Annotated in this window: 13 protein-coding genes and 4 tRNA genes; 1 reads left to right on the top strand and 16 read right to left on the bottom strand. The window is 55.4% G+C overall.

Going from position 1 to position 19826, the window contains the following annotated elements; all coding sequences use genetic code 11:
- Positions 1-46 precede the first annotated feature (46 nt).
- The 5 genes from DYE26_RS05670 to DYE26_RS05650 are packed head-to-tail and all read right to left on the bottom strand — an operon-like array spanning position 47 to position 8100.
- Positions 47-1261 carry a VWA domain-containing protein gene (locus DYE26_RS05670; protein WP_036622876.1) on the bottom strand — a complete coding sequence of 405 codons (1215 nt, stop codon included), beginning with the start codon at positions 1259-1261 and terminating at the stop codon, positions 47-49.
- A 2-nt stretch (positions 1262-1263) separates the two neighbouring features.
- A complete protein-coding gene (locus DYE26_RS05665; RefSeq protein ID WP_036622875.1) occupies positions 1264-3624 on the bottom strand; it encodes a DUF5682 family protein in 2361 nt (786 codons plus the stop codon).
- A complete protein-coding gene (locus tag DYE26_RS05660; RefSeq protein WP_115311182.1) occupies positions 3621-4721 on the bottom strand; it encodes an ATP-binding protein in 1101 nt (366 codons plus the stop codon). Before DYE26_RS05660 ends, DYE26_RS05665 begins: the two co-directional genes overlap by 4 nt.
- 39 nt (positions 4722-4760) lie before the next feature.
- Positions 4761-6611 (bottom strand): HEAT repeat domain-containing protein, encoded by a 1851-nt coding sequence (locus DYE26_RS05655; protein WP_036622874.1) that lies wholly within the window; start codon positions 6609-6611, stop codon positions 4761-4763.
- A gap of 55 nt (positions 6612-6666) precedes the next feature.
- Positions 6667-8100 carry an SWIM zinc finger family protein gene (locus DYE26_RS05650; protein WP_036622873.1) on the bottom strand — a complete coding sequence of 478 codons (1434 nt, stop codon included), beginning with the start codon at positions 8098-8100 and terminating at the stop codon, positions 6667-6669.
- A 484-nt stretch (positions 8101-8584) separates the two neighbouring features.
- On the opposite strand from DYE26_RS05650, the gene DYE26_RS05645 reads away from it, so the two are divergent.
- On the top strand, positions 8585-9703 hold the full coding sequence (locus DYE26_RS05645) for an IS110 family RNA-guided transposase (protein ID WP_036622457.1): 1119 nt from the start codon (positions 8585-8587) through the stop codon (positions 9701-9703).
- A 1056-nt stretch (positions 9704-10759) separates the two neighbouring features.
- On the opposite strand, the gene DYE26_RS05640 is transcribed toward DYE26_RS05645, so the two are convergent.
- From DYE26_RS05640 to DYE26_RS05600, 11 genes are all read right to left on the bottom strand, one after another.
- Positions 10760-11422, bottom strand: a complete 663-nt coding sequence (locus DYE26_RS05640; protein WP_051985437.1) for a hypothetical protein — start codon at positions 11420-11422, stop codon at positions 10760-10762.
- A gap of 444 nt (positions 11423-11866) precedes the next feature.
- On the bottom strand, positions 11867-12448 hold the full coding sequence (locus DYE26_RS05635) for a ribonuclease H-like YkuK family protein (protein ID WP_051985436.1): 582 nt from the start codon (positions 12446-12448) through the stop codon (positions 11867-11869).
- Between the two features lie 440 nt (positions 12449-12888).
- Positions 12889-12946, bottom strand: a tRNA-Ser gene (locus DYE26_RS33320).
- A gap of 32 nt (positions 12947-12978) precedes the next feature.
- A tRNA-Glu gene (locus DYE26_RS05630) sits at positions 12979-13053 on the bottom strand.
- Between the two features lie 162 nt (positions 13054-13215).
- Positions 13216-13292 (bottom strand) — tRNA-His (locus tag DYE26_RS05625).
- Between the two features lie 12 nt (positions 13293-13304).
- A tRNA-Glu gene (locus tag DYE26_RS05620) sits at positions 13305-13379 on the bottom strand.
- Between the two features lie 177 nt (positions 13380-13556).
- Positions 13557-13724, bottom strand: coding sequence for a hypothetical protein (locus tag DYE26_RS33315; protein ID WP_164815311.1), 168 nt, complete (start codon positions 13722-13724; stop codon positions 13557-13559).
- Between the two features lie 452 nt (positions 13725-14176).
- Complete coding sequence (locus tag DYE26_RS05615; protein ID WP_036622872.1) at positions 14177-16054, bottom strand: IucA/IucC family protein; 1878 nt, start codon at positions 16052-16054, stop codon at positions 14177-14179.
- On the bottom strand, positions 16014-17261 hold the full coding sequence (locus tag DYE26_RS05610; protein WP_036622871.1) for a type III PLP-dependent enzyme: 1248 nt from the start codon (positions 17259-17261) through the stop codon (positions 16014-16016). The genes DYE26_RS05615 and DYE26_RS05610 overlap by 41 nt, the downstream gene beginning before the upstream one ends.
- Positions 17258-18034 carry an HpcH/HpaI aldolase family protein gene (locus tag DYE26_RS05605; RefSeq protein ID WP_082207769.1) on the bottom strand — a complete coding sequence of 259 codons (777 nt, stop codon included), beginning with the start codon at positions 18032-18034 and terminating at the stop codon, positions 17258-17260. Before DYE26_RS05605 ends, DYE26_RS05610 begins: the two co-directional genes overlap by 4 nt.
- Positions 18031-19821, bottom strand: a complete 1791-nt coding sequence (locus tag DYE26_RS05600; RefSeq protein ID WP_051985435.1) for an IucA/IucC family protein — start codon at positions 19819-19821, stop codon at positions 18031-18033. The genes DYE26_RS05605 and DYE26_RS05600 overlap by 4 nt, the downstream gene beginning before the upstream one ends.
- Between the last annotated feature and the right edge of the window lie 5 nt (positions 19822-19826).

Raw genomic sequence — 19826 nt, 5'->3', positions numbered from 1 at the left:
GCCAAACTCCTCCTTAGGATAGCCTCTTAATGCCAAGAGGCGATTCTTAATTCTTGTTTTCCAACCGCTTCACCAACTCCGCTAAATCCTTGCCTTGCAGCGCGCCTTCCACCAATTGCGGCAACATCGCGGGCGTGCAGGCAAAACAAGGAGTCCCGTCCCTAGCAAAAGCCCTGGCCAACTGTTCATCGTAAAACGGTGTTCCTTCATCCGACAGGGCGAGCAACCCTAGCGTCTTGACGCCGGCTTCCCTCATTTCCCGCATCCGCCGGATCAGCCGGGATTGATTGCCCCCCTCATAAAGATCGGAGATCAGGATGAACAGCGTTTTCTTCGGTTCTTTAATGAACTGTTCGCAATAGGCCACGGATTTGTCGATATTCGTGCCTCCCCCGAGCTGAATGCCGAACAGCATATCCACCGGATCGTTCGCGCATTGCTCGGTCAGATCGACCACCTCGGTATCGAAAACGACCACACGCGTGTCCAGCGCCGGAATGCTGGCAAAAATGGACCCGATCACCGACGCCCAGATCACCGATTCCGCCATGGAGCCGCTCTGGTCGATATCGACGATAACCGTCCATTCCTTGCTGCGCTTGGCGCGGTCAAAGTAATAAAACCTTTCCGGGACGATTCGCTTATGCTGTGCATCGTAATGCTTCAGATTCCGCTGAATCGTCCGCTTCCAGTCGATACCGCTCAGCGAGGACAGCGGTGTATGCTGCCGGCGGTTTAACGCCCCGGTGACCGCTCTTTGGAGCTCATGGCTCATCCGTTTGACCAGATCATCGACCACCGCCTGCACAAGCATTCGCGCGGTGTCCTTTGTCTTCTCCGGAATTTTCCCTTTGAGCGACAGCAGCGTTCCGACAAGGTGGATATCCGGTTTAACGGTGGCCAGCACCTCCGGTTCGAACAAAAGCTGCTTCCAGCCTTTGCGTTCCATCGCATCATTCTGGATTACGGACACCACGTCTTCCGGAAAAAAAGTCCTTACGTCGCCGAGCCACTGCGCCAGGCGGGGCGTGGATTTCCCCTGGCCCGCACCGCGAGCGCCAGCACCGCTGCCCCCGTTTGCCGCTTCTGTGCCCTCCGCCGTTTGATCGTAAATGGCGGCAAGCGCGCGATCCATAATCAACTCATCGTCCGAAAGCTCCACTTGCCCGCCGCTGCCGTACCGGTCAAGCTCCCCTGCGGCGGCCGCGCCCAGAATGAGCCGCCAGCGGGCTAAAGCCTGTTGGTTTACCGCTTCAGCCATGTCTATAAATCCTCAAAATCGAAATCATTAAGTTCATCCAGCATCCGGGCTTCATCCTCCTTAAGCTCATCCATCATGATTTCGGCCGCCTGCTGCGGCTTAACGCCCCACAATTCGCCAAGCAGCTCGGCGACCATCGTTTTTTCCTTCTGGCTGAAAGCGCTGAAAGCACGGCGCAAAAAGACCAGCGCCCGCACAAACTCGTGATCCTCCAGCGTGCTGATATACGCGTTAAGCTGCTCCCATAGGCTCATCCGCGACAGAAGCGCATACCGGTTGCGCATCGCCAGACCTTCGAACCAGCCTGCGCCCAGGTCGGCCGGAATCCCCGGCGAGAGCCGGCGCGAAACTTCGGCAGCGCATTGCTCGGCCGTAAGCTCTCCCCGCTCCAGCAAAATCGCGCACGCCAGACCGGACAGCCTGGGGTGGGCATCATCTCTGTCCGATAAAGCGGTCAACTCCTCAACCCACAGCCCTTCATCCACTTCGGCGCTATGCTCTGCGGCGATATGGCTTAGCTCGTTCATCGCTTCCGCCATCGCCTGCGCCGCCTCATCATTGCATTGGCTCGCCTCTTGCAGAAACAAAGCCGCGCGCAAATACAATTGCTGCAGCAGTGGGATTAACGGGGTCGTATCGATTCTGCGGATTCCGCCGAAGCGGACAAGCTGCGACAGGATTCCCGCCGCGGCCGCGATTTCCACGACATTCCGGCTCTGGACCGCCAGGCTTTGCAAGGCCGATCGGCCGGCCTCCATCTGCCGGATCATCCCGCACTCGTAGGCAACGGAGATCAGCGCGGAAGCCTCCTTGATCGTGGAGCATTCCTCTAGCCGCTGCTGCAAAACGAAGGCCGCGGCGGTTTCTACGGTTTCGCCCAGCAAATTGGATTCCACGACTTCGATCTCCACTTCCGGGGACCACTGGACGATCCAATGCTCCGACCACACCGCCTGGCCGGCGGACCTGGCCCGGTCTTTGACAAAATGAATGCCGAGCAGCTTCAAACGATGGAACCAGATCGAGCGGTTCAAATCAAGATAGGCCGCTTCCTCGGAATTAACCCGCCGGTTTTCCCGCAGGTCGAGGACTAAATCCTGGGCAACCGCGGTTTTGTATTTCTCCAGTTTAAGCCGCTTCAGCTGGCGGTTCACGTCGTCCTGAATCGGCGTTTGGCTGACCCCTTCGGCCAGGGCCCCGATCGCCGTCCCCACCTCCGTACGCGCGAGCGATTCGGCGACCACGGCGAGTTCTCCGCGCCCCAGGAGCGTTTTGGCCGCATCTCTCAGGTCAATAAGTACCGGCAGGCTGCCGCCATGCAGGGCCGACAAGGATTCGGCGAGCCTGACCGCCTCGATCACCTCTGCCGTGGAGCGGTGCGTTCCCGTCCTTCGCAAATCCGCGGCCGCCGAAGCGAGATAACGATGCGGCAGCTCCTCCAGCGTACCCCGCTGCATCTGCTCCCACATCATTTCAAAATAGTACGGCGCAATGTTCCCCGCTCCATACCCGGTCAAAGACGAAAGCCGCAAATAGGAATACGGCATCAGCGTCAGCTTCGTCTTGCGGGAAGGAAGCTGCGATATTTCTTCGTCGCTCATGGCAAGGGACAGATCCTTGAGGGCGGAAGCGTGATACGCCCCGCAAATGACCACGACCTGTTCGGGCTTATGTCCCGCAGCGACCGCATCGGCAATTTGCCGGCACATATACGCTTCGCGCACCGCATTATAGGCGTATTCGAGCCTTTGGCCGCGGCGCTCCCGCTCCGCGGTCAGCTCCCGCATTTGTCCCGAGTACGCCAGAATGGCCTGACGGTAGGCATCCGGACGCAAATTGTGCTCAAAGTTACGTTCCCAATACGCGTCATAGTCGTATTCGCCGGCGATTGCCGTAATCCTGCCGTACAAGGAGCTTTCCGGCTCAGCGCCCCCTTCCGTCACGCGGCCTTCTCCCTCCGGGAGAGGAGCGGCGCTGCCGTTCGGCCGGTCTTCTTCCCGCTCCCGGGCGGCGCCGCGCGCATCCTGCAGACAAACCGCGGAAGACGAAGGCAAATCGATAAAGGCGCAGTACGCACCATGTTTTCGAGCCCAGAGCATTGCCTGATATTCCGGGGAATACACGGCGAACGGCCAGAGCGCGGTCCGGACCGGCACTTCCTCGGTGAAGGCCAAAATCGCCACCGGCGGCTTGGTCGAGGTGTTCGTCAAATGCGCGATTTCGGGGGAAGCGTCCGCCGGGCCCTCAATCAGCACCGCCGTTGGCTTTATCTGATCGAGGAAGTCGGCCACATGGTAAGCGCCGGCCGGAGACAGGTGCCGGACGCCAAAGATCTGCACTCCAGCGCCGCTCGCCGGCTTCATTGATTCATCTCCTTGCAGGCGTTGTAGAGGCCGCGCCAGCTTGCTCCGCGTTTTTTCATCACGTTGTCCAAATATTCTTTCCATACGAGACGGTCCTTGTCGTCATCCTTCACGATCGCCCCCTGCAGCCCTGCGGCCAAATCTTCATCGGTGATTTCTCCGCCGCCAAAGCTGGCCGCCAGCGCCATGCTGTTCGTGAGCAGTGAAATGGCTTCCGCCGTGGAAATGACCCCGGCCGGGGATTTCACCTTTTCTTTTTTGTCCAGCGTCATGCCGCTGCGCAGCTCTCTGAAGATCGTCACTATCTTTTGCAGCGCTTCGTCTGCGGGAACGGCCGCCTGCAGGTCATAGGATGCGGCGATTTCGGCGACGCGCTTCCTGACGATTTCCACTTCGGTTTCAAGGTCGGCCGGCGCCGGCAGCACGATCATGTTAAAGCGGCGTTTCAGCGCCGTCGACATTTCATTGACCCCGCGGTCGCGGGTGTTGGCCGTAGCGATAATGCTGAATCCTTTGCGCGCGTTCAGCTCTTTGCCTAGCTCGGGAATCGAGATCGTCTTCTCCGATAAAATCGAAATCAAAGCGTCCTGCACCTCGGAGGCGCAGCGGGAAATTTCCTCAAAGCGGGCGATGCCGCCCGCTTCCATCGCCCGCATGATCGGGCTCTTCACCAGCGCCTCCGGCGTTGGCCCCTGGGCCAGCAGCATGGCATAGTTCCAGGAATAGCGGACCTGCTCTTCCGTCGTCCCCGCCGTTCCCTGCACAACCAGCCCGGAGTTGCCGTAAATGGCTGCGGCCAGATTCTCCGACAGCCAGGACTTGGCCGTTCCCGGCTCGCCGATCAACAGCAAAGCGCGGTCTGTCACCAGCGTCGCAATCGCCATTTCAACGAGACGCGGGTTCCCGATATATTTCGGGGTGATCGCCTGACTCCCCGCGGTTCCCCCGACGATAAACTTAAGCACCGACTGCGGGGACATTTGCCACCCGGCCGGGATTTTCCCTTGATCCTCACGGATCAAAGCCTGCAGTTCTTCCTGATACAAAAGCTCCGCAGGCTTGCGCATCATCTCCTGCATCGCGGATTCCGTACTCATCACCGCCATCGCTCCTTTATGATAAAAATATGAGACCCCTTAAATGGACGACTCCATCGTTTTTAAAATATACCCCAACTGCTCTACGCTGCTGCCAACGAATTTGGGCATGGCCTTGCGGATCCGGTCCGCATAGGAGGCGGGAAGACGGCAAAGCTGGTCGAACAGAAACGGTTCGATTTCGTGGCATTCCGTATTCCGCTCGTCTTCCAAAGCCCGGATGAGCGCTTCATGCAGCTCTTTCTCCGGGATTCCCGCGCGAACCAGCCCCATGGCCGCCAAATTGGCAAAACGGTTGCGAAATTCCGGCGATTTGCCCAGCTTAGCAAGCAAATAGGAAGCGGCAGCCTCATGTCCCGGCCGGGCGAAAGCGCTGACCAAGGCCAGATGATTGAGGGCAATGAAATGATCCAGCCAGCGCGGGTCCCATGCTGCGGCGATTTGCTCCGGCGACGGCATTTCCACGTAATATGCATAGCTCCTCCGTTCACTCGTCCATACCGGCTCCGCTTCCCGATACCTGCGGTCAATGACCAAACCTTCCAACGTATCGAGCAAGTGCTTGCAGTAGTTGGCGCTTTTGCTGACGGACGAAGCAGCCAACCGGTCTTGCAGAATGCCGGCATACTCCTCATACAAGTGTTCCGGAGGCAATGCGGACTGCGCCTTAACAAAGGTTTCACGCACATACGTGTTCGTTCCCGCCGTTTTTTTCAGTTCGATTTTTATCGCAGCCCTGACAAGCTCGCGCCCCTCGCCGGAGCCGGTTTTGGTTATGTACTGCAGCGCTGCGTTCGTTAAAAAAGTCCAGCCAAGCGTGTAAGCATAGTGAGTATAGTTCCGTAGAACTCTTAAATAAATCTCCTCCAGCTCAGGCATCGTTTTATGGTGAAGCGCCCAGAAATAGCGTCTCGCCAACATCGAGCTTTCCTGCGTTTTCTCCCTATCCGCTACGCCCGCCTCCACAGATTGAATCAGTTTGGCAAAATCCCTGGCCAGCCACCTGTTCAACCGTTCCGATCGGCTTCGGTTTAACGCCGGGCCTACCAGTTCGCTGTCTTTGCCTTTGGAAGCCTCATACAGACGTTCGGCCGCGCTTGCCGAGTCGCTGTCCGCCAGCGCCTGATACGCCGCTTCGCGAATGCTCTTCTTCTTGTCGCGGCTGAATTCGAGCAAAGCCCCTTCATATTCGGCGTACCCCGCAAGCAGACGAATCGCCGTCGTCCGCACTTCATCGGAACCCGAAACGGCGGCCTCATAAATGACAGGCCGCGCTTGTTCGCCGCCGCTCCTTGCGATAACGGTCAGCTTGCGCGCTTCAAGCTTCCCTCCGGCGGGCTCAAAGCTTCGGATCAGATGCGGCACGATTTCAGCGCCATAAGACGGCAAAATGTCCGTCATCGCAAAATCGGCAATTTCCGCATAAGGGTCGTTCAACGCTTCCAAGGCAAACGGAAGCAGGCGAAGATCCTGAAACAATCCATCGCGGAACGCTTCGACGATGATTTCATGGCGCCCGCCGCCCCGGGTGGTAAGCGCATGGCGGACCGCGGACAATTTCCGGAAGGATGCGAACGTCTTTAAGGAAACGGGTTTGTTGTGCAGCATAACCGTCTCGCCCGCGGTGGAACCTTTGCCCTGGGTGCGCAGCACCGACTGAAGGAGAAGATTGACGTCCTGCAGCCGCCGGGCCGAATCCGCTCCACTGTCTTCGGCAATTAAAGACGCGGTGCCTTCGGCCAGTTTTTTAAATACCGGAGCCCGTTCTCCCAACTGCTGCAAAGCCGGAACCAACCGTTTCAATCTATAATCCCCGGACGCCAGATCGCTGCCGGCAATATAAAGGCGCCGGATTTCATCGTTCAGCTCAAACAATATGGCCTGACTCATTATGCATGTTCCTCCAATTCGGCTTGTTAGTAGAGGTTGCCGTTGTTAACCCGGACTAATAAAGCAATCGTATCAGCTCTTGTTGGCTTAAAATACTGAGCGGCTGAACCGTTAGCCGGCCGCTTAGGGAATCATGTTGAAACATCCCCAGCACGGCGATGTCCTGAAGGTGCTCATCCGGCAAAAATTTCATAAGCTGAACGGTTCCGTCGTCCAATACATCGCGAAGCTCCAGCGTGTCCCCTTGTGCGTCGGCAATAAACAGCCGGCCTTCCGAATCGGCGACTACCTTTGCTACAGCCAGCAGCACGACCGGGTTAGAATCGCCCAGCGGATTTTTTAGCTGGTTTTTGACCCGTTTGACGGTCTCGGCGAAAGATGGAGCGGCGCAGCGGCGAATTTGGCCCAGATCCTGCTCTTCCAAAGCTCTGGCGGTCATCGATTCGAAGCGGATGCGCCGGTTCAGATCGCCGGGGTAGCGGTAAAGCTCCGGCACGACGGCCACCTCGAAAAAGCTGTCTTCTTCTCGTATCAATTTCGCCGCTTTATAGGGACGGTACTGTACCGTATAATGAATTTCCCCGCTATCCGGCTGAATCCAATAACCGCAGTCGACGTATTCCTGCCGGGCAGCATCATCATAGCTTAAAAAGGCCAGCTGAATCAGCTCGGTTCCCGGAGCGGCCAATCCCGCCTCCTTCAGTTCGGTCAGCTGCCAGGCATGCCCTAGCCATTCCTCGATGGAAGACTCATGGTCCAGCGCCAGCTCGGGATCTTCCAGCCTTGCGGACAGATGCGCTCTGCCTTTTTTAATGAAGGCATGAATGACGGCAAGCTGCTCGACGGCCAACGAATAGGCTTGCTCCGGATTTTGCCGCTCCGACAAGATCAGCAGCAGCTTGCCAAGCTGAATTTGCGCGCCGGCCAAATAGTGGCTTTTCATTTGCTTCATATGTTCCTGAATCACTTTAAGCTCCTTGGCATCCAAGGTCCCGAGTCCGCGCCGGATCAAAGATTGCGTTAACTTCTCGAGCAGCTCCAGCCCTTCCAGCTGGGCCGCGATTTTTTTCTTCAGCGCTGATTTATTGACTTTTTTCGGCTTGGCATCGGCTCCGGCAGCGGCTTCCTGCGCTTTCTTCTCTTCCCGCTTTCCGGCTTTCTCCCGTTTGGCCGCCAGATCCGCGGGCACTTCCGCCTCCATGAATGGCTTTCCTTCCGCATAGGCATACAAGAGACCCAATACATGTTTGCACGGGAATTGCCGGCTCGGACAGCTGCAGCGCATCACCGGTTTGTCGGGAACGGCGAAATCCGCGGATGGCGCGTAAGGTGTCTTTCCGCTTCCCGCACACAAGCCAAATAGCACCTGTCCATCCGCGGACCGGTGCAGCTCGATATACTTGCCTTTTCTGTTTAAATCCTGGCCGTTCTTAATCGCCGCGCTATTCGGGGCCAGTGAGTCGATCCAAGTTTCCGTAATCTCAATCAAACGTAGTTCCCCTCCGCCATCGGTAAGTTTACTGCTCTGCCAAAATTATCATATAAGTCTTTCTTCTATATAATACCTAATATTCGCAGCCTTCCCTACCTACTAAAGTCCTAACGGGAACATATATTCTTATTTATTTAAAAAACCGCCCAACGACGTCCCTTTATAATCTGTGGACGCTGCTCTAACGGACTCCAGCGACGTTATCCGCCCAATTCCCGGCTATTTCCCAGCCTAACGGCACTAGCGTTGCATTAACTTTCAAACAAGACAACTTGCAGTCCTGATACATTCCAGATTTCCCGGGATTCAGATTTTCTGATGAAATGATTATGTTTTCAAGCCGATAATGCGCCCGCCGGGAAATCTAGCTATGATGAACGTAAACAAAAGACAGCCCTCCATATTGCTACATCTCGTAGGTTAAAATGGATAGTGAAAACCAAACCATTTCAGAGCTACATAGCAAAGGAGAGCTGATACTATGCAGTCTACCACAAAATTCGTCGGTTTAGATGTATCCAAAGAAAAAATTTCGGTTGCTATTGCAGATGCAAGCGGTGAAACTCCTCGCTATTACGGGAGCATTCCTCACACCCCGGCGGCGCTGCGCAAGCTGATCAAAGAACTGGGACCGGCCGAAACGCTATCGTTTTGTTATGAGGCAGGTCCGACAGGTTACGAAACCTATCGCTGGATCACCTCCATGGGAGCCCATTGCGTTGTCATTGCTCCGTCGCTTATTCCCAAACGCCCTGGCGATCACGTGAAGACGGATCGACGGGACGCCGAGCAGCTTGCCCGTCTGTTTCGTGCAGGAGAATTGACTCCTGTCTACGTCCCGGAGCGGGAAGACGAGGCTTTGCGGGAGTTGGTTCGCGCCCGGGAGGCCGCCAAAGAGGACGCGCATCGGGCACGCCAGCGGATATTGAAGTTCCTGCTCCGCCATCACATCGAACCGCCGGCTACGATAAAGCGTCGTTGGACCCGGAAGTACCGTTCCTGGCTGGAGCAACTGACATTCCCTTATGAGCCCATGCAAGTAGCCTTCGACGAGATGCTCCATACCTTAAATGAGATCGAGCAGCGGATGGGGCGTTTGGAAAAAGCCTTGGTTCAGCAAGCCACGGTCGGCTCCAAGGCAACTCTGATTCGGGTGCTTCAGTCCCTGCGTGGGATTGGACTACTGACGGCCGTCACTCTAGCTGCTGAGATCGGTTCATTTACTCGCTTCCGCTCCCCGGCCCAACTCATGGCGTATTTAGGGTTGGTTCCTCGTGAGAGTTCAACCGGCCTGAGTACTCGGCGCGGAAGTATGACCAAAGCCGGTAACGGGCGCTTGCGCCGATCCTTGGTGGAATCCGCCTGGAGCTACCGTCATCGGCCTGCGGTGAAAGGAGATCTCGCCAAGCGTTTGGATGGCATGCCGGCCGATATACAACTGTTGTCGTGGAAAGCGCAAGAAAGATTGCATTACAAATACCGTCATCTCATTTTTGGAAAGAACAAACACAAAAATGTGGCCGTAGGCGCGGTGGCCAGGGAGCTAACCGGGTTCATATGGGCTGTTGCTCGAACGGTGGAACAACCGGTGGCTAACTAACGCCCCTTCCGTCCCCTTTGGGGAGACGCAGGGAGCGTTGCCCCCTGCACCCCCACACTCGCCGTGAGGCGTTCCTCATTTCCAATGAGGAATAGGAAAAGTGTTGATTTGAACCTAACCGCTTGTCAAGAAAAGCGCTTGACAAGCTCACGCCTGAGCACGAGGCCCGGGAGCAAACGAAGGTTCCGGGAGAGAATTTGCGTCAACCGTTTGCACTAGGTGAGTAACTGAACGTGCGCTTCTAGCTTGCAAGAGCTCTCCTTGACGAAGGCATAACATGTGGTACCAACCCACGGATAGCAGCGTGCCGACCGTCGCTCGCATTTTTGCTCTCGCGCCACGTGCTCAGGCACCTCTCACACGGAGGGCTTGACAAAAACGTTCATAGCAACGGTTGTAGCAGCGGCTATTTTACGACAAACGCCCTTTTCAAAATTCTAACGGTTGTGATTGCCGTTATTCGCCTGAATCTAAGCAAACTGAGCCGGGTTTCAGTGAAATAAGCGCCAGAGCAACCGTTAGATTTTGAAATCAACGTTTTTGGAACAAATAACGCTTGTGGCAACCGTTAGAATATTGGTGTGGCTAGAAAATGTATCTTGTCAGATTTAATGCATCGCTAGTGGCCTAACGGACTCATGTGACACTATTTCGTTCTAAACGAGCCGAAAAAAGCCGACTTGAGGTAAATAGAGTCGTCTGGGTCCGTTACATTTTGCAAACCTCCATGTTCCCCCCAGATAACAGTTCTAGAGTCTTTTAGCCCCTAGATTCTCGTTATTTAGTTTACATAATATTTATTATGTTTAATTGTGCGGAAACGTCTTTCTCCTTACGAAATGTCTGTCTGCCCAATAAACGACGAACAGCGGCAACAAATCCGTATGCCGAACGTTTCGTACGAAAATGGCACTCCTTCAAGCTTAAGCTCCCTTTCCAAAAAAAGAAGCAGGATTCACCCGCCTCCGTTTAATAATGTTTTATCTTGTTAGCTTTGCCCGGTTACATTAAAGCTTACTTGCCAATTTCATGCTGCGAAAGCTCTCTATTATCGCGCTAATTTGCGCCGATCATAACTCCCGTATCACCGGGATCCTGAAGCCAAATTTTCGAGATCGCCCAATTGTCTTCGTAAAGCCCGCTCCCTTTTTCGATCGTTAGGGAAGCCTTTCCATAGCCTATGACTTCTTCCATTACAATAAGGGGATAATTAAAGGTAATCTGCACTTTTTTATCGGACAATGACTTGGTATCCAACTTTTCCACGGCTCCCATATGCGGGCTGGATCCGCCCGTAACCCAGAAATTATCCTCGAACTCTTGTTTTGTGCTTGCCTGCAAAGCCGGGGTCATGACGGCGTACTGCATCGGCCCATTTCTTTTCTGAACTCCGCGAATCCATGTCTTCGCCGCCTCCTCCGGTGTATCCGCCTGCAGCGCGCTCATAAACAGGTCAACCTGATGAGCCAGGTGGGACGCCTCCGGCAGGGTTACATGAATGCTGTTGTCCTTGTAGGTCACTTCCCCTTTCAACTCCTCCACGATAGCGCGCAGCGAAACCATAGCCGTGCCGTTTTCGATTTTCAGCTTCAAATACGTATTCGCGTACGGGGCCTTGTTAATAAAAATCTTCGGTCCGGTCGTCATAGCCAGTGCGGAGCCCGATAGCAGCACGAAAGCGGAGCATGCCGCAACGATAACCTTGACTCTTTTTTTCATCAACCATTCTCCTTGTTTTCATATGTAAAAACTCTAAATCTCATTTTAGTAGAATGATTGTCAAAGATAGTTACAGACCGGTTACTGTATCCTCACAAAAATTAAACAATTATTCTCAAAATCATATATCCATTTATCGATGGCAAGAACTGCTTTTACATAAATGCTGAAGGCGCTCCATATAGTATCTGATTTCACCGTTCATCGGACTGTTGGCTTCCCCTTGTGCCAAACGGAGCGTTCTATCGGAACAGCCTTTGCCCGGCGCTTCTGATTCGGATTATGCTCTTGGCATCCTCCACGATGTAAGCTTTAACTCATGCAGGTGCCGTTCTTTCTAATCCCGCAAATACTTCATCCCATTTTTGTTTAAAAAAACCCGGCATATGCCGGGTCAAAATGTTAGCATTATGTGCATCTTTAGAAACGCCTCAGTCTTGCCGTTCACGAATTTGATGCCTCCCTTAACGGGTATGGTTTCTTAGTTTCGCGGTCGGCTATGCTGACCATCACCGATTCAGGTTTAACCCTAGCAATTAAACCCATCGCCTCAATTCGACCAACCATTTCCGCAAGATAGGCCGCCGTCCGGTTCTTGGCCTCGCGGCCGCCGTCAATATCGACCATAAAACGGATGTCCGCCCCTTGATCGAGATAAGGAAGAATCAGGTTTTCGAGGCTGATCCGCTCGGCCAACCCGAATTGCGCGGCAATTTCTTGGCTGTATGACGTTTCCAAAGACAATTTTTCGCGAACCGAATAAATTTCCCTGGGGAGAATCACTTGGCGGCTGCACAGCCATGCCCCTCTTCCTGCACGGTACACTACAATGTAGCTGACGAACTTGGTATGTCCCGGGTGGGTCTGTGCGTCGGTCGTAATAACGAGGTCGTATACGCCCCGCGGATCGCTTGCGATGAACCGGGATATCCGCTCCATCACATCGCTAAATTCCAGGTTCTGTTCCGTCGTATTCCGATATGTCGTCTCATGAATCAATGGGTACTGTCGTCTTTTACTTTTCATAGGGTTCACCTGTACTGCAAGGTTGGCTTCTTCCTTTCGTTTTGGAATTTTTCGGGCTATATAAGTTGAACTATTGATTCTACGTGATAGGGCAGCCGTGTGAAATGTTCTTATGATCGCTGTTGTCGCGGATTTCTTGATTTTATAGATTCCAACAAGGAAGAAATCCGCTCACAAAGGCGACCAAGCATATGCTTCCGATGCAGCTTTCTTCCAGAAAGCTTTCAGTTTCTTCAGAATCATTTCACCTAGGTTCAATATTCTAAAGTGTGTATTATTTAGAATATTGAACACTCTTGCCTAGTTCCCGATTTTTCTTAAGTTCAACTTATATAGCTAAGAATCCGGCTTATAAAACGCCGAAAGCTCCCTTTTCATAATATGTCTTGATCACCGCTGCTTGATCACAAATGTGCCGAGCCGGATTCGAACCAGCTTAACAGGGGGCGTGGGAATCGAACCCACCACAGTCTGCTTTGGAGGCAGACTCGCCGTCCTAGGAACATGGACCCCTACAGGATGAATAAAGATGACGTGGACGGGGCTCGAACCCGCAAATCCCGGCGTGAAAGGCCGGTGTGTTCATCCATTTTCACCACCACGCCATGCTAAGAACAGAACTGGATTACGGTAAATCCTTGCTAAGAGCGGGTTAATCTCCCACCGATTTTTTACAGCTTGTGTTTCGTTAGACCACATCATTGAACCCTGCCAAGTGACCCACTCACACTTTGCGAACCGTAACCGTATAGGTATGTACTTTTCATTGGGGAGATCGACCGGAATCGAACCGGTGCAGTATCAGGGCCACAACCTGACGTGTTATCCACTTCACCACGATCTCCGCGAAAATAAGTGACGCATGCCGGATTCGAACCGAGCGATTGCAGGATTGAAAGTCCTGTGGCTTTGACCGCTTGCCTAATGCGCCATGAAAAAAAGACTGCCTCCCCAAGGAGCGGCACCATTCGCTTCACTTGCCTCTCCCGAATCCTCCGGGCAGAAACAAGCACAAATGGACCGCTTGCCAGGGTGCAAGCAGCCTTTACGTACTGAATATGTATCGACGGAAATGAATTTTGAATTCAGAACGGTCCGTGATTCACAATCACGCCAGTACCGTTCCTCCTTCTTTAAGGATGTTACGGACTAAACGTGGTACGTAAAAGCTACCGGCGATCGGATCGAGATAGGATGGTTCGCCGCTCTCTCGCCAAATATTTGCCTGTTCGTTATAGCGTTGCTCCAAAAAATCTAATGTAAAGTGCATTTTCATTTCCTATCCCTTCCTTTCCTCGTAGATTTACAAAACGCATTCTCACGTTAATGCTTTAATGTTTTACCTTGTTGATGTTTATGATGTTACCACGGTGTTTTTATGCTGTCAACCCTTTTTTTATCTTTTTTTGAACATTCATCCAAAATGACCAAAAAGAAAACCGCCGAGTCATCTCAGCGGTCTTATATCCGAACAAATTCACACGTTGCAAACAACGTTATTTGCATACAACTTCCCCTAAGAAAGAGAATGTTTGGATATATTGAAACGGCTGCATGACGAGGATAAAAAGCTTTCGGCATGATCAAACAAACGGTTGTCCTCCAGAAGGCACCATTGCTCCAAGTTCTCATACCCGATTGGATACATCGCCAATTTCATCCCCGTTCACGCTCCTTTCATTCGTTTTCCTAAATTTTCATCAGCATAAATTACCTCAGCGCGATTTGTCAAGGGAAAATTTTCTCCGCCAAAAAAGGGTTGCGCCCTTGGCCCTTTCCCGAAGGCATCGCACCCGGCACCCCATCCGCTTCCAGCAGCGGGCGGACGACGAGCTTCACCGGCCACTCCCGGCTCTCGAAAATCGCCCGGTACAGCGCGGCGCGGTCGGCTTGCGGCAGCCCGGCGGCCAGCAGCGCTTCCTTCCATGCCTGCCCCGTGATCGCCCACAAACGGGACTCGGGAATGGCGTACACGCCGGACAGGGCTTCCATAATCGAAGCCAGATTTACCTGCGTACCGAGCGACTGGACGTAAAATATCAGCTTATCGATCGTCTCATTGTACAGGCTGTTGGAATAGCCGGGACGTATGCGGTAGCCCGGGTCCCCAATGCCGTGCTTGTCCAGGTACGGCTGATGCAGCCGCACCGAATCGTGGTCGCGAAACAGCAGTCCGCTCACTTGATTTTGCTTCAAGACCAGCAAGCAGTTTTGTCCGTGAATTTCCGGCACAACCCCAACCTTAAACAGACGCATCACCACATCGTAGAACATGCCGGCCAGGTCGGCATAGAAGCTTAAGACCTCTTCGGCGGAAAGCGGCTTGCCCATCATTTCGGACAAAAAATGCCGGCCCCCCAAATCCACGCCAAGCGCGGACATCGGGATCACCTTGCACCCTTCCACAAATAGCTCCGGCGGATAAAGCCGGAGTTGAGCGGCCAGGTGGCGCGGGTGGTCGTCGAACAACCCCATCGCCGCCGGCATGTAGCCCCACCAATGGCGCTCCTCGCACAGATAAACCCGGCCGCGCAGCGTCTCATCGCAAGCCACTGCCTGACGCAGCAGCTTCTCTCCGACCAGGCCGTTAAGCAGCTTCACCACAGGCAAATAACGGGCAGCTCCCAGCGACAGCACGCTGACCGGCAGCTTTAGCACGGCCGATACGCCCCCCGCTTCGGCATGAGGCTCAATCACGGCTTCCGGCGCCATGGAACGCAGCGAAGAGGTGGCCAGGAAGTCGCCGGCCTCCGCATCCAGCACCACGATCGTCTCGTCCTTTATCTCCTGAGCGAAACGGGGCGCGATCACATGCTCAAGCTGCCAGGGATGGACGGGCATCGGCACGTATTCGTCCGGTCCCATCCCCCGCCGGCTCAGCTCCGCCTCAACCAAAGCCCGCTGCTCGGCGTTCAACACATCCAGGCAGGACAACTCTTCCTCCTTGCAACCCCGCACAACCGAATCCCTATGCACCGCTACCCAGCGAAGTCGGATCGGCTCGCCGAACTCCGCCGAATACCGCAAGCTGTCCTGCCCGGTAAAGCCGATTTTGGCTTTGGCCGTCGGATGGAACGGACGGTCGCGCAGAGCGGCGATCCGTTCCCCTTTGATGAACCACTCGTAAGCCGTGGCCGGGGTGAATGCCAGCAGCTGCTCCATCCGTTCCGGACTCAGGCTGAGCGCTAGCTGCCGAACCGCCGTCTCCACAGCGGCCAGAAAGTCCGCAACGCCCGGCTGTGCGTAAGCTTCCGCGGACAAAGCCGAACGCAGCACGGCTTCCGCCTGCTCCGGCGCAGTGCCTAAGCCGGCCCAGCTTCCGTCGGCAGTCTTTTTATAAATGGGGGTATTCTGCACCCACTGAATTCCCAAGCGGATGCCGGACTCAACCAGAAACACGATTTCCCCGGCATAAACCTTGGTCTCGGCACCATATTCTCCATCTTCTCCGTATAACCGCCGAATCCGCGCCGGCGCAGCCGAGAGCGGCCGGAGCAGCTCCTCGTCCAACCGGAAAAACCGCTCCGTCAAAAAAGCATTCATCAAATCGGCGGTAATCCGCGACTCAGCCGCTTTCAGGCCGGACTCTATTGTCGATGTGCGCATGACCATTTCCTTCCGTCAAATAGTAAAATTCCGGATGCGGATGACCGAGAAAATCATGGTGAGAGATCGTCCAGCAATAGGCGCCGGACTTCTCAAAAACAACGATGTCGCCGACCCGCAAACATTCCACTTCGGCATCCGCGTGCAGCCGGTCTTTCGGCGTGCACAGCTCGCCAACCAACGTCACTTTTCCGTGCCTGACCTCCGGTCTGGCAAAAGGATGCTCCCACCTGCCTGTCGGCATAATGACAAACGGATGATTGTGCCCCCAGGAAGCGGGCAGCCGGTTATGGTGGGTGCCTCCCCGCAGCACGGCAAAGTGCTGATCATGCGATATTTTGATGTCAACCACCTCGGCCGCGTAGTAGCCGTGCTCGGCCACGATCAGCCGGCCCGGCTCGAACCATAGCCGCACCCCGGCAAGCCGCTTCCTCGCTGCACTCCGCGCGATCAGGGACGTGAACAGCGGCCAGTCGAACGCCGGCGCAGCATCGTAGGAGACGCCAAAACCGCCGCCCGCGTTAACGATTTCAAGGTCCAGATTATAGCGCTCCGCCCACTCCTCCGCCTTCAGCAGATACAGCTCAATCATCTCCGCGTGCAGCTCCGCCCGCAAATTATTCGACAGCGAGTGAAAATGGAAACCGCATAACCGGACCGCCCCCCGGCCCTCCTCCCGGATGATGCCGATCGCTTCTTCGATCAGCAGCTCGTCCAGCCCGAAAGGAGCAGGACGTCCCCCCATCGCGATTTTGGTCTGCGGCAACGCAGCCGTTCTCAGGTTGATGCGCAGTAAAATGCGCACCGGCCGGCTCCGCCCTTGGGCCAGCCGGATAATCCGCCTCAGCTCGAGCAGGCTTTCCACATGGATATAGGTGACATTATGCCTGAGCGCTAGCTCCAGCTCCGCTTCTTTTTTGCCGGGACCTCCGAACAGAACGCGAACGTTCTCACAGACTTCCCTGACTTTGAGCAGCTCGCCGGCGGAGGCCACCTCAAAGCCGTCCACCAGCGGCAGTAGCGACTCGATAATGCGCCGGTCGGGGTTGGCTTTGATGGCGTAGAACAGCCCTGTCCCATCCGGCATCACCCGCCGCATCTCCCGGACATGCGCCTGAATCCCCGCCAGGTCATACAAGTAGGCGCACACCGGCTCCCGGCTCTGCGCCCGCAATCGCTCTATCGCTTCCCATACGTTTGCGTTCATATCCATCCACCCGCGTCCCAATAGTCATTCCGCTTTTGCAGATATGCGCGGAATGCCGTGTTTCTGTCGTCTCCCAGCACATAGATGCGTACGCCTCGCTCCGCCCACAGCCGCATGTCCTCCCTGCTTCTGGCCACCGCCGCGTACGGAACCCCGCACCGTTGCGACGCCGCATGCAATTGCTCCAGCCGCCGCCGCACCTCCGGGTGCCCGGTTTGCCACGGCAATCCGAGGGATTGCGACAAGTCCGCCGCCCCTTCCAGCACAAAGCCGATCTGCGGATGGGACAAAATGGCTTCGCTTTGCCGGATGCCTTCCGCGCTTTCGATCATCGGTACAATCATAATGGCTTCATTGGCTTCGCGGATGTAGTCGGTCAGCGGATACTTGGCGAACGCGCCCGGCCGGCCGCTGTTCAGGCTGCGCATTCCGAGCGGATGGTAATACGCCCGGCGGACCGCCTCCTCCACCTGCTCCCGCCGCTCCACATGGGGGATGACGATGCCCTGGGCGCCCGCGTCCAGCACCTTCAGTATTTCGGTGCGTTCCACGCCCGAAACGCGGACAAGCGGGGTGACACCCGCCAGCTCGGCGGCGCGGATCAGTTCCTCGACGCGCTCCATATTCGTGGAGGCGTGCTCGTGATCAATGATGACAAAATCATATTCAGCATGGCCGATCAGCTCGACAACAACGGGATGCGGAATGGAGACAATCAGTCCGAACACCGGCTGCTTCCGGTTTATTTTTAATTTCAGCGTATTGGGTCTCATAATAGTGACAAACTCTCCCGCGCCAGCCGCAGCGGATTGCTTGCTTTGCGGAAATGCAGCTCGCCGTCGCCGTACAACCTGCGCTTGGTCATCTCCTCGATCAACGCATCCGCCGCAAACAGGTCAAACCATTTAAACCTCTCCCTATACTCGGGAAACTGCCGCTGATATTCCGCAATCGTTGCCGCGCACAGGCCCCAGAACTCCCGCTCCGATAGTCCGAACCTTTCCAGGGTCAGGGCGATCTCCGTCATACAGATGAAAAAAAAAGCGTCATACGTGTAATCCCGCACCTCCGGCGCCGCTTTGGCATGGATAAACGAATACCGGTTGAACCGCCGGTGCGTTTCCGGCTCAGGGTACAGCTTGGGCGCCAGCTCCGGAAACAGCAGCTTGTCCGGGACATACCGCACGCCGTCATGCAGGTCTTTGACGATGATCCGTGACGGCAGCCCGTCCTCTAACACCAGGATGATGTTCTGAGCATGCGCTTCCAAGGCGATGCCGTGCGCGTACAGCAGATGAATCATCGGCAGGGTCAGCGTGCGGACAAGCGCTTCGCTCCACCGCCCGATTCCGTGCCGGCCGATGACATCCCGGATGAACGGCTCGCCGTTTTTTTGCACCAGCATCAGTGCGTTCAGCGGCCAGGCCTCTTCACCTTCCCGCAGGCGGGCGGATACGCTCTCCCTCCAGATCGCTCCCAGCGTGCCGTACGCGCTGCGGTACTGAATCCTAGGCAGCCTCTCGTACCGCAAGGACAGTCCCATAACCTCTTTGAGGATGCCGAACCGCACCCGCCGCAGCAGCTCGTCCTGCCGGATCAGACCGTCCAGCCAGTCGCTGATCAGCGGCGCGTTTTGCGTCGTATGATGGGCCAAAATGCGGCCGGTTGAGGTATTGGTGATGCTGAGCGACAATTTGATGTATGAAGCCTCCGCATGATCTCTGTGCGACAGCGTGCGGATCGATTGCTGCGCCCGGTAATTGCCGTCCGAAACCCCCAGCGGAATCAGCTCCCGGCTCAGCCGCTGGCGAGTGAAGACGGTTTCAAGCCGATGCTCCCACTGCCAGGGATGGACGGGAATCAGCACATACGCACTCCCATCGCCCTCCTTCTCCAACATGCGGCCGAACCTGCGCCGGTCATTTTCCGTCAGGTGCTGCCCGTAAATCTCCTCCGCCGAACAGCCGGCGGAAAGCGCCATATCGGCAAGCTCCTGCTTCACGGCAACCCAGTGCAAACGAATGTTCCGATTGAATTCGGGACCGTACGCCAGATTGTCCGTTAATGTGAAGCCAAGTCTGGACTTGTAGCTTGGATGGTAAAGATGCCCGTCCGTCATATGGCTTTCCAACGCATCATAGTGTTTGTCGCCGTCCGGAACGCGCTCGGGGAGCTCGGCCCTGCACTGGCTATCCTTAGCCAGCGTCTCCAGCAGCTCCTGGATGAAGGAGTCGATCCGCTCCCCTTGCAGGTTGCCCAGTACCAGTTCCTCCACAAACAGGTGCAGATCGGCGCAGGGTTCGCCTGCTCTTTGGATGGAATCTTTGACGATTTTCACCCGGCCGAACGAAAATTTCTCCTCCGCCTCGCAAGTATAAGCAACGGGCTTTCCGTCCCTGCCTACTCCATCCGTCCGCCAAATCCCGCCGGTTTCGGTGCGGTTCAAGATGCCCTCGAACCACAAAGCCTCCAGCGTCTGGCGCATCATCCTCTCCTGGACATCATGATAGGCGGCCGTCTTCGGGCCGGACAAGTTAGCCAAACTATCCGTTGATTCCACGCGCT

The organism is Paenibacillus macerans (assembly GCF_900454495.1).
In the GTDB taxonomy this organism is placed as follows: domain Bacteria; phylum Bacillota; class Bacilli; order Paenibacillales; family Paenibacillaceae; genus Fontibacillus; species Fontibacillus macerans.
Note: the sequence above shows the minus strand (reverse complement) of the source record. Positions and strands in the feature narration are given on the sequence as shown.

What these genes read in the sequence shown, in the direction of transcription:
- DYE26_RS05605 (WP_082207769.1), bottom strand. Translation starts at nt 18,034, where the DNA reads ATGAGACCCAATACGCTGAAATTAAAAATAAACCGGAAGCAGCCGGTG.
- DYE26_RS05660 (WP_115311182.1), bottom strand. Translation starts at nt 4,721, where the DNA reads ATGAGTACGGAATCCGCGATGCAGGAGATGATGCGCAAGCCTGCGGAG.
- DYE26_RS05610 (WP_036622871.1), bottom strand. Translation starts at nt 17,261, where the DNA reads ATGAACGCAAACGTATGGGAAGCGATAGAGCGATTGCGGGCGCAGAGC.
- DYE26_RS05635 (WP_051985436.1), bottom strand. Translation starts at nt 12,448, where the DNA reads ATGAAAAGTAAAAGACGACAGTACCCATTGATTCATGAGACGACATAT.
- DYE26_RS33315 (WP_164815311.1), bottom strand. Translation starts at nt 13,724, where the DNA reads ATGAAAATGCACTTTACATTAGATTTTTTGGAGCAACGCTATAACGAA.
- DYE26_RS05665 (WP_036622875.1), bottom strand. Translation starts at nt 3,624, where the DNA reads ATGAAGCCGGCGAGCGGCGCTGGAGTGCAGATCTTTGGCGTCCGGCAC.
- DYE26_RS05645 (WP_036622457.1), top strand. Translation starts at nt 8,585, where the DNA reads ATGCAGTCTACCACAAAATTCGTCGGTTTAGATGTATCCAAAGAAAAA.
- DYE26_RS05655 (WP_036622874.1), bottom strand. Translation starts at nt 6,611, where the DNA reads ATGAGTCAGGCCATATTGTTTGAGCTGAACGATGAAATCCGGCGCCTT.
- DYE26_RS05670 (WP_036622876.1), bottom strand. Translation starts at nt 1,261, where the DNA reads ATGGCTGAAGCGGTAAACCAACAGGCTTTAGCCCGCTGGCGGCTCATT.
- DYE26_RS05640 (WP_051985437.1), bottom strand. Translation starts at nt 11,422, where the DNA reads ATGAAAAAAAGAGTCAAGGTTATCGTTGCGGCATGCTCCGCTTTCGTG.
- DYE26_RS05615 (WP_036622872.1), bottom strand. Translation starts at nt 16,054, where the DNA reads ATGCGCACATCGACAATAGAGTCCGGCCTGAAAGCGGCTGAGTCGCGG.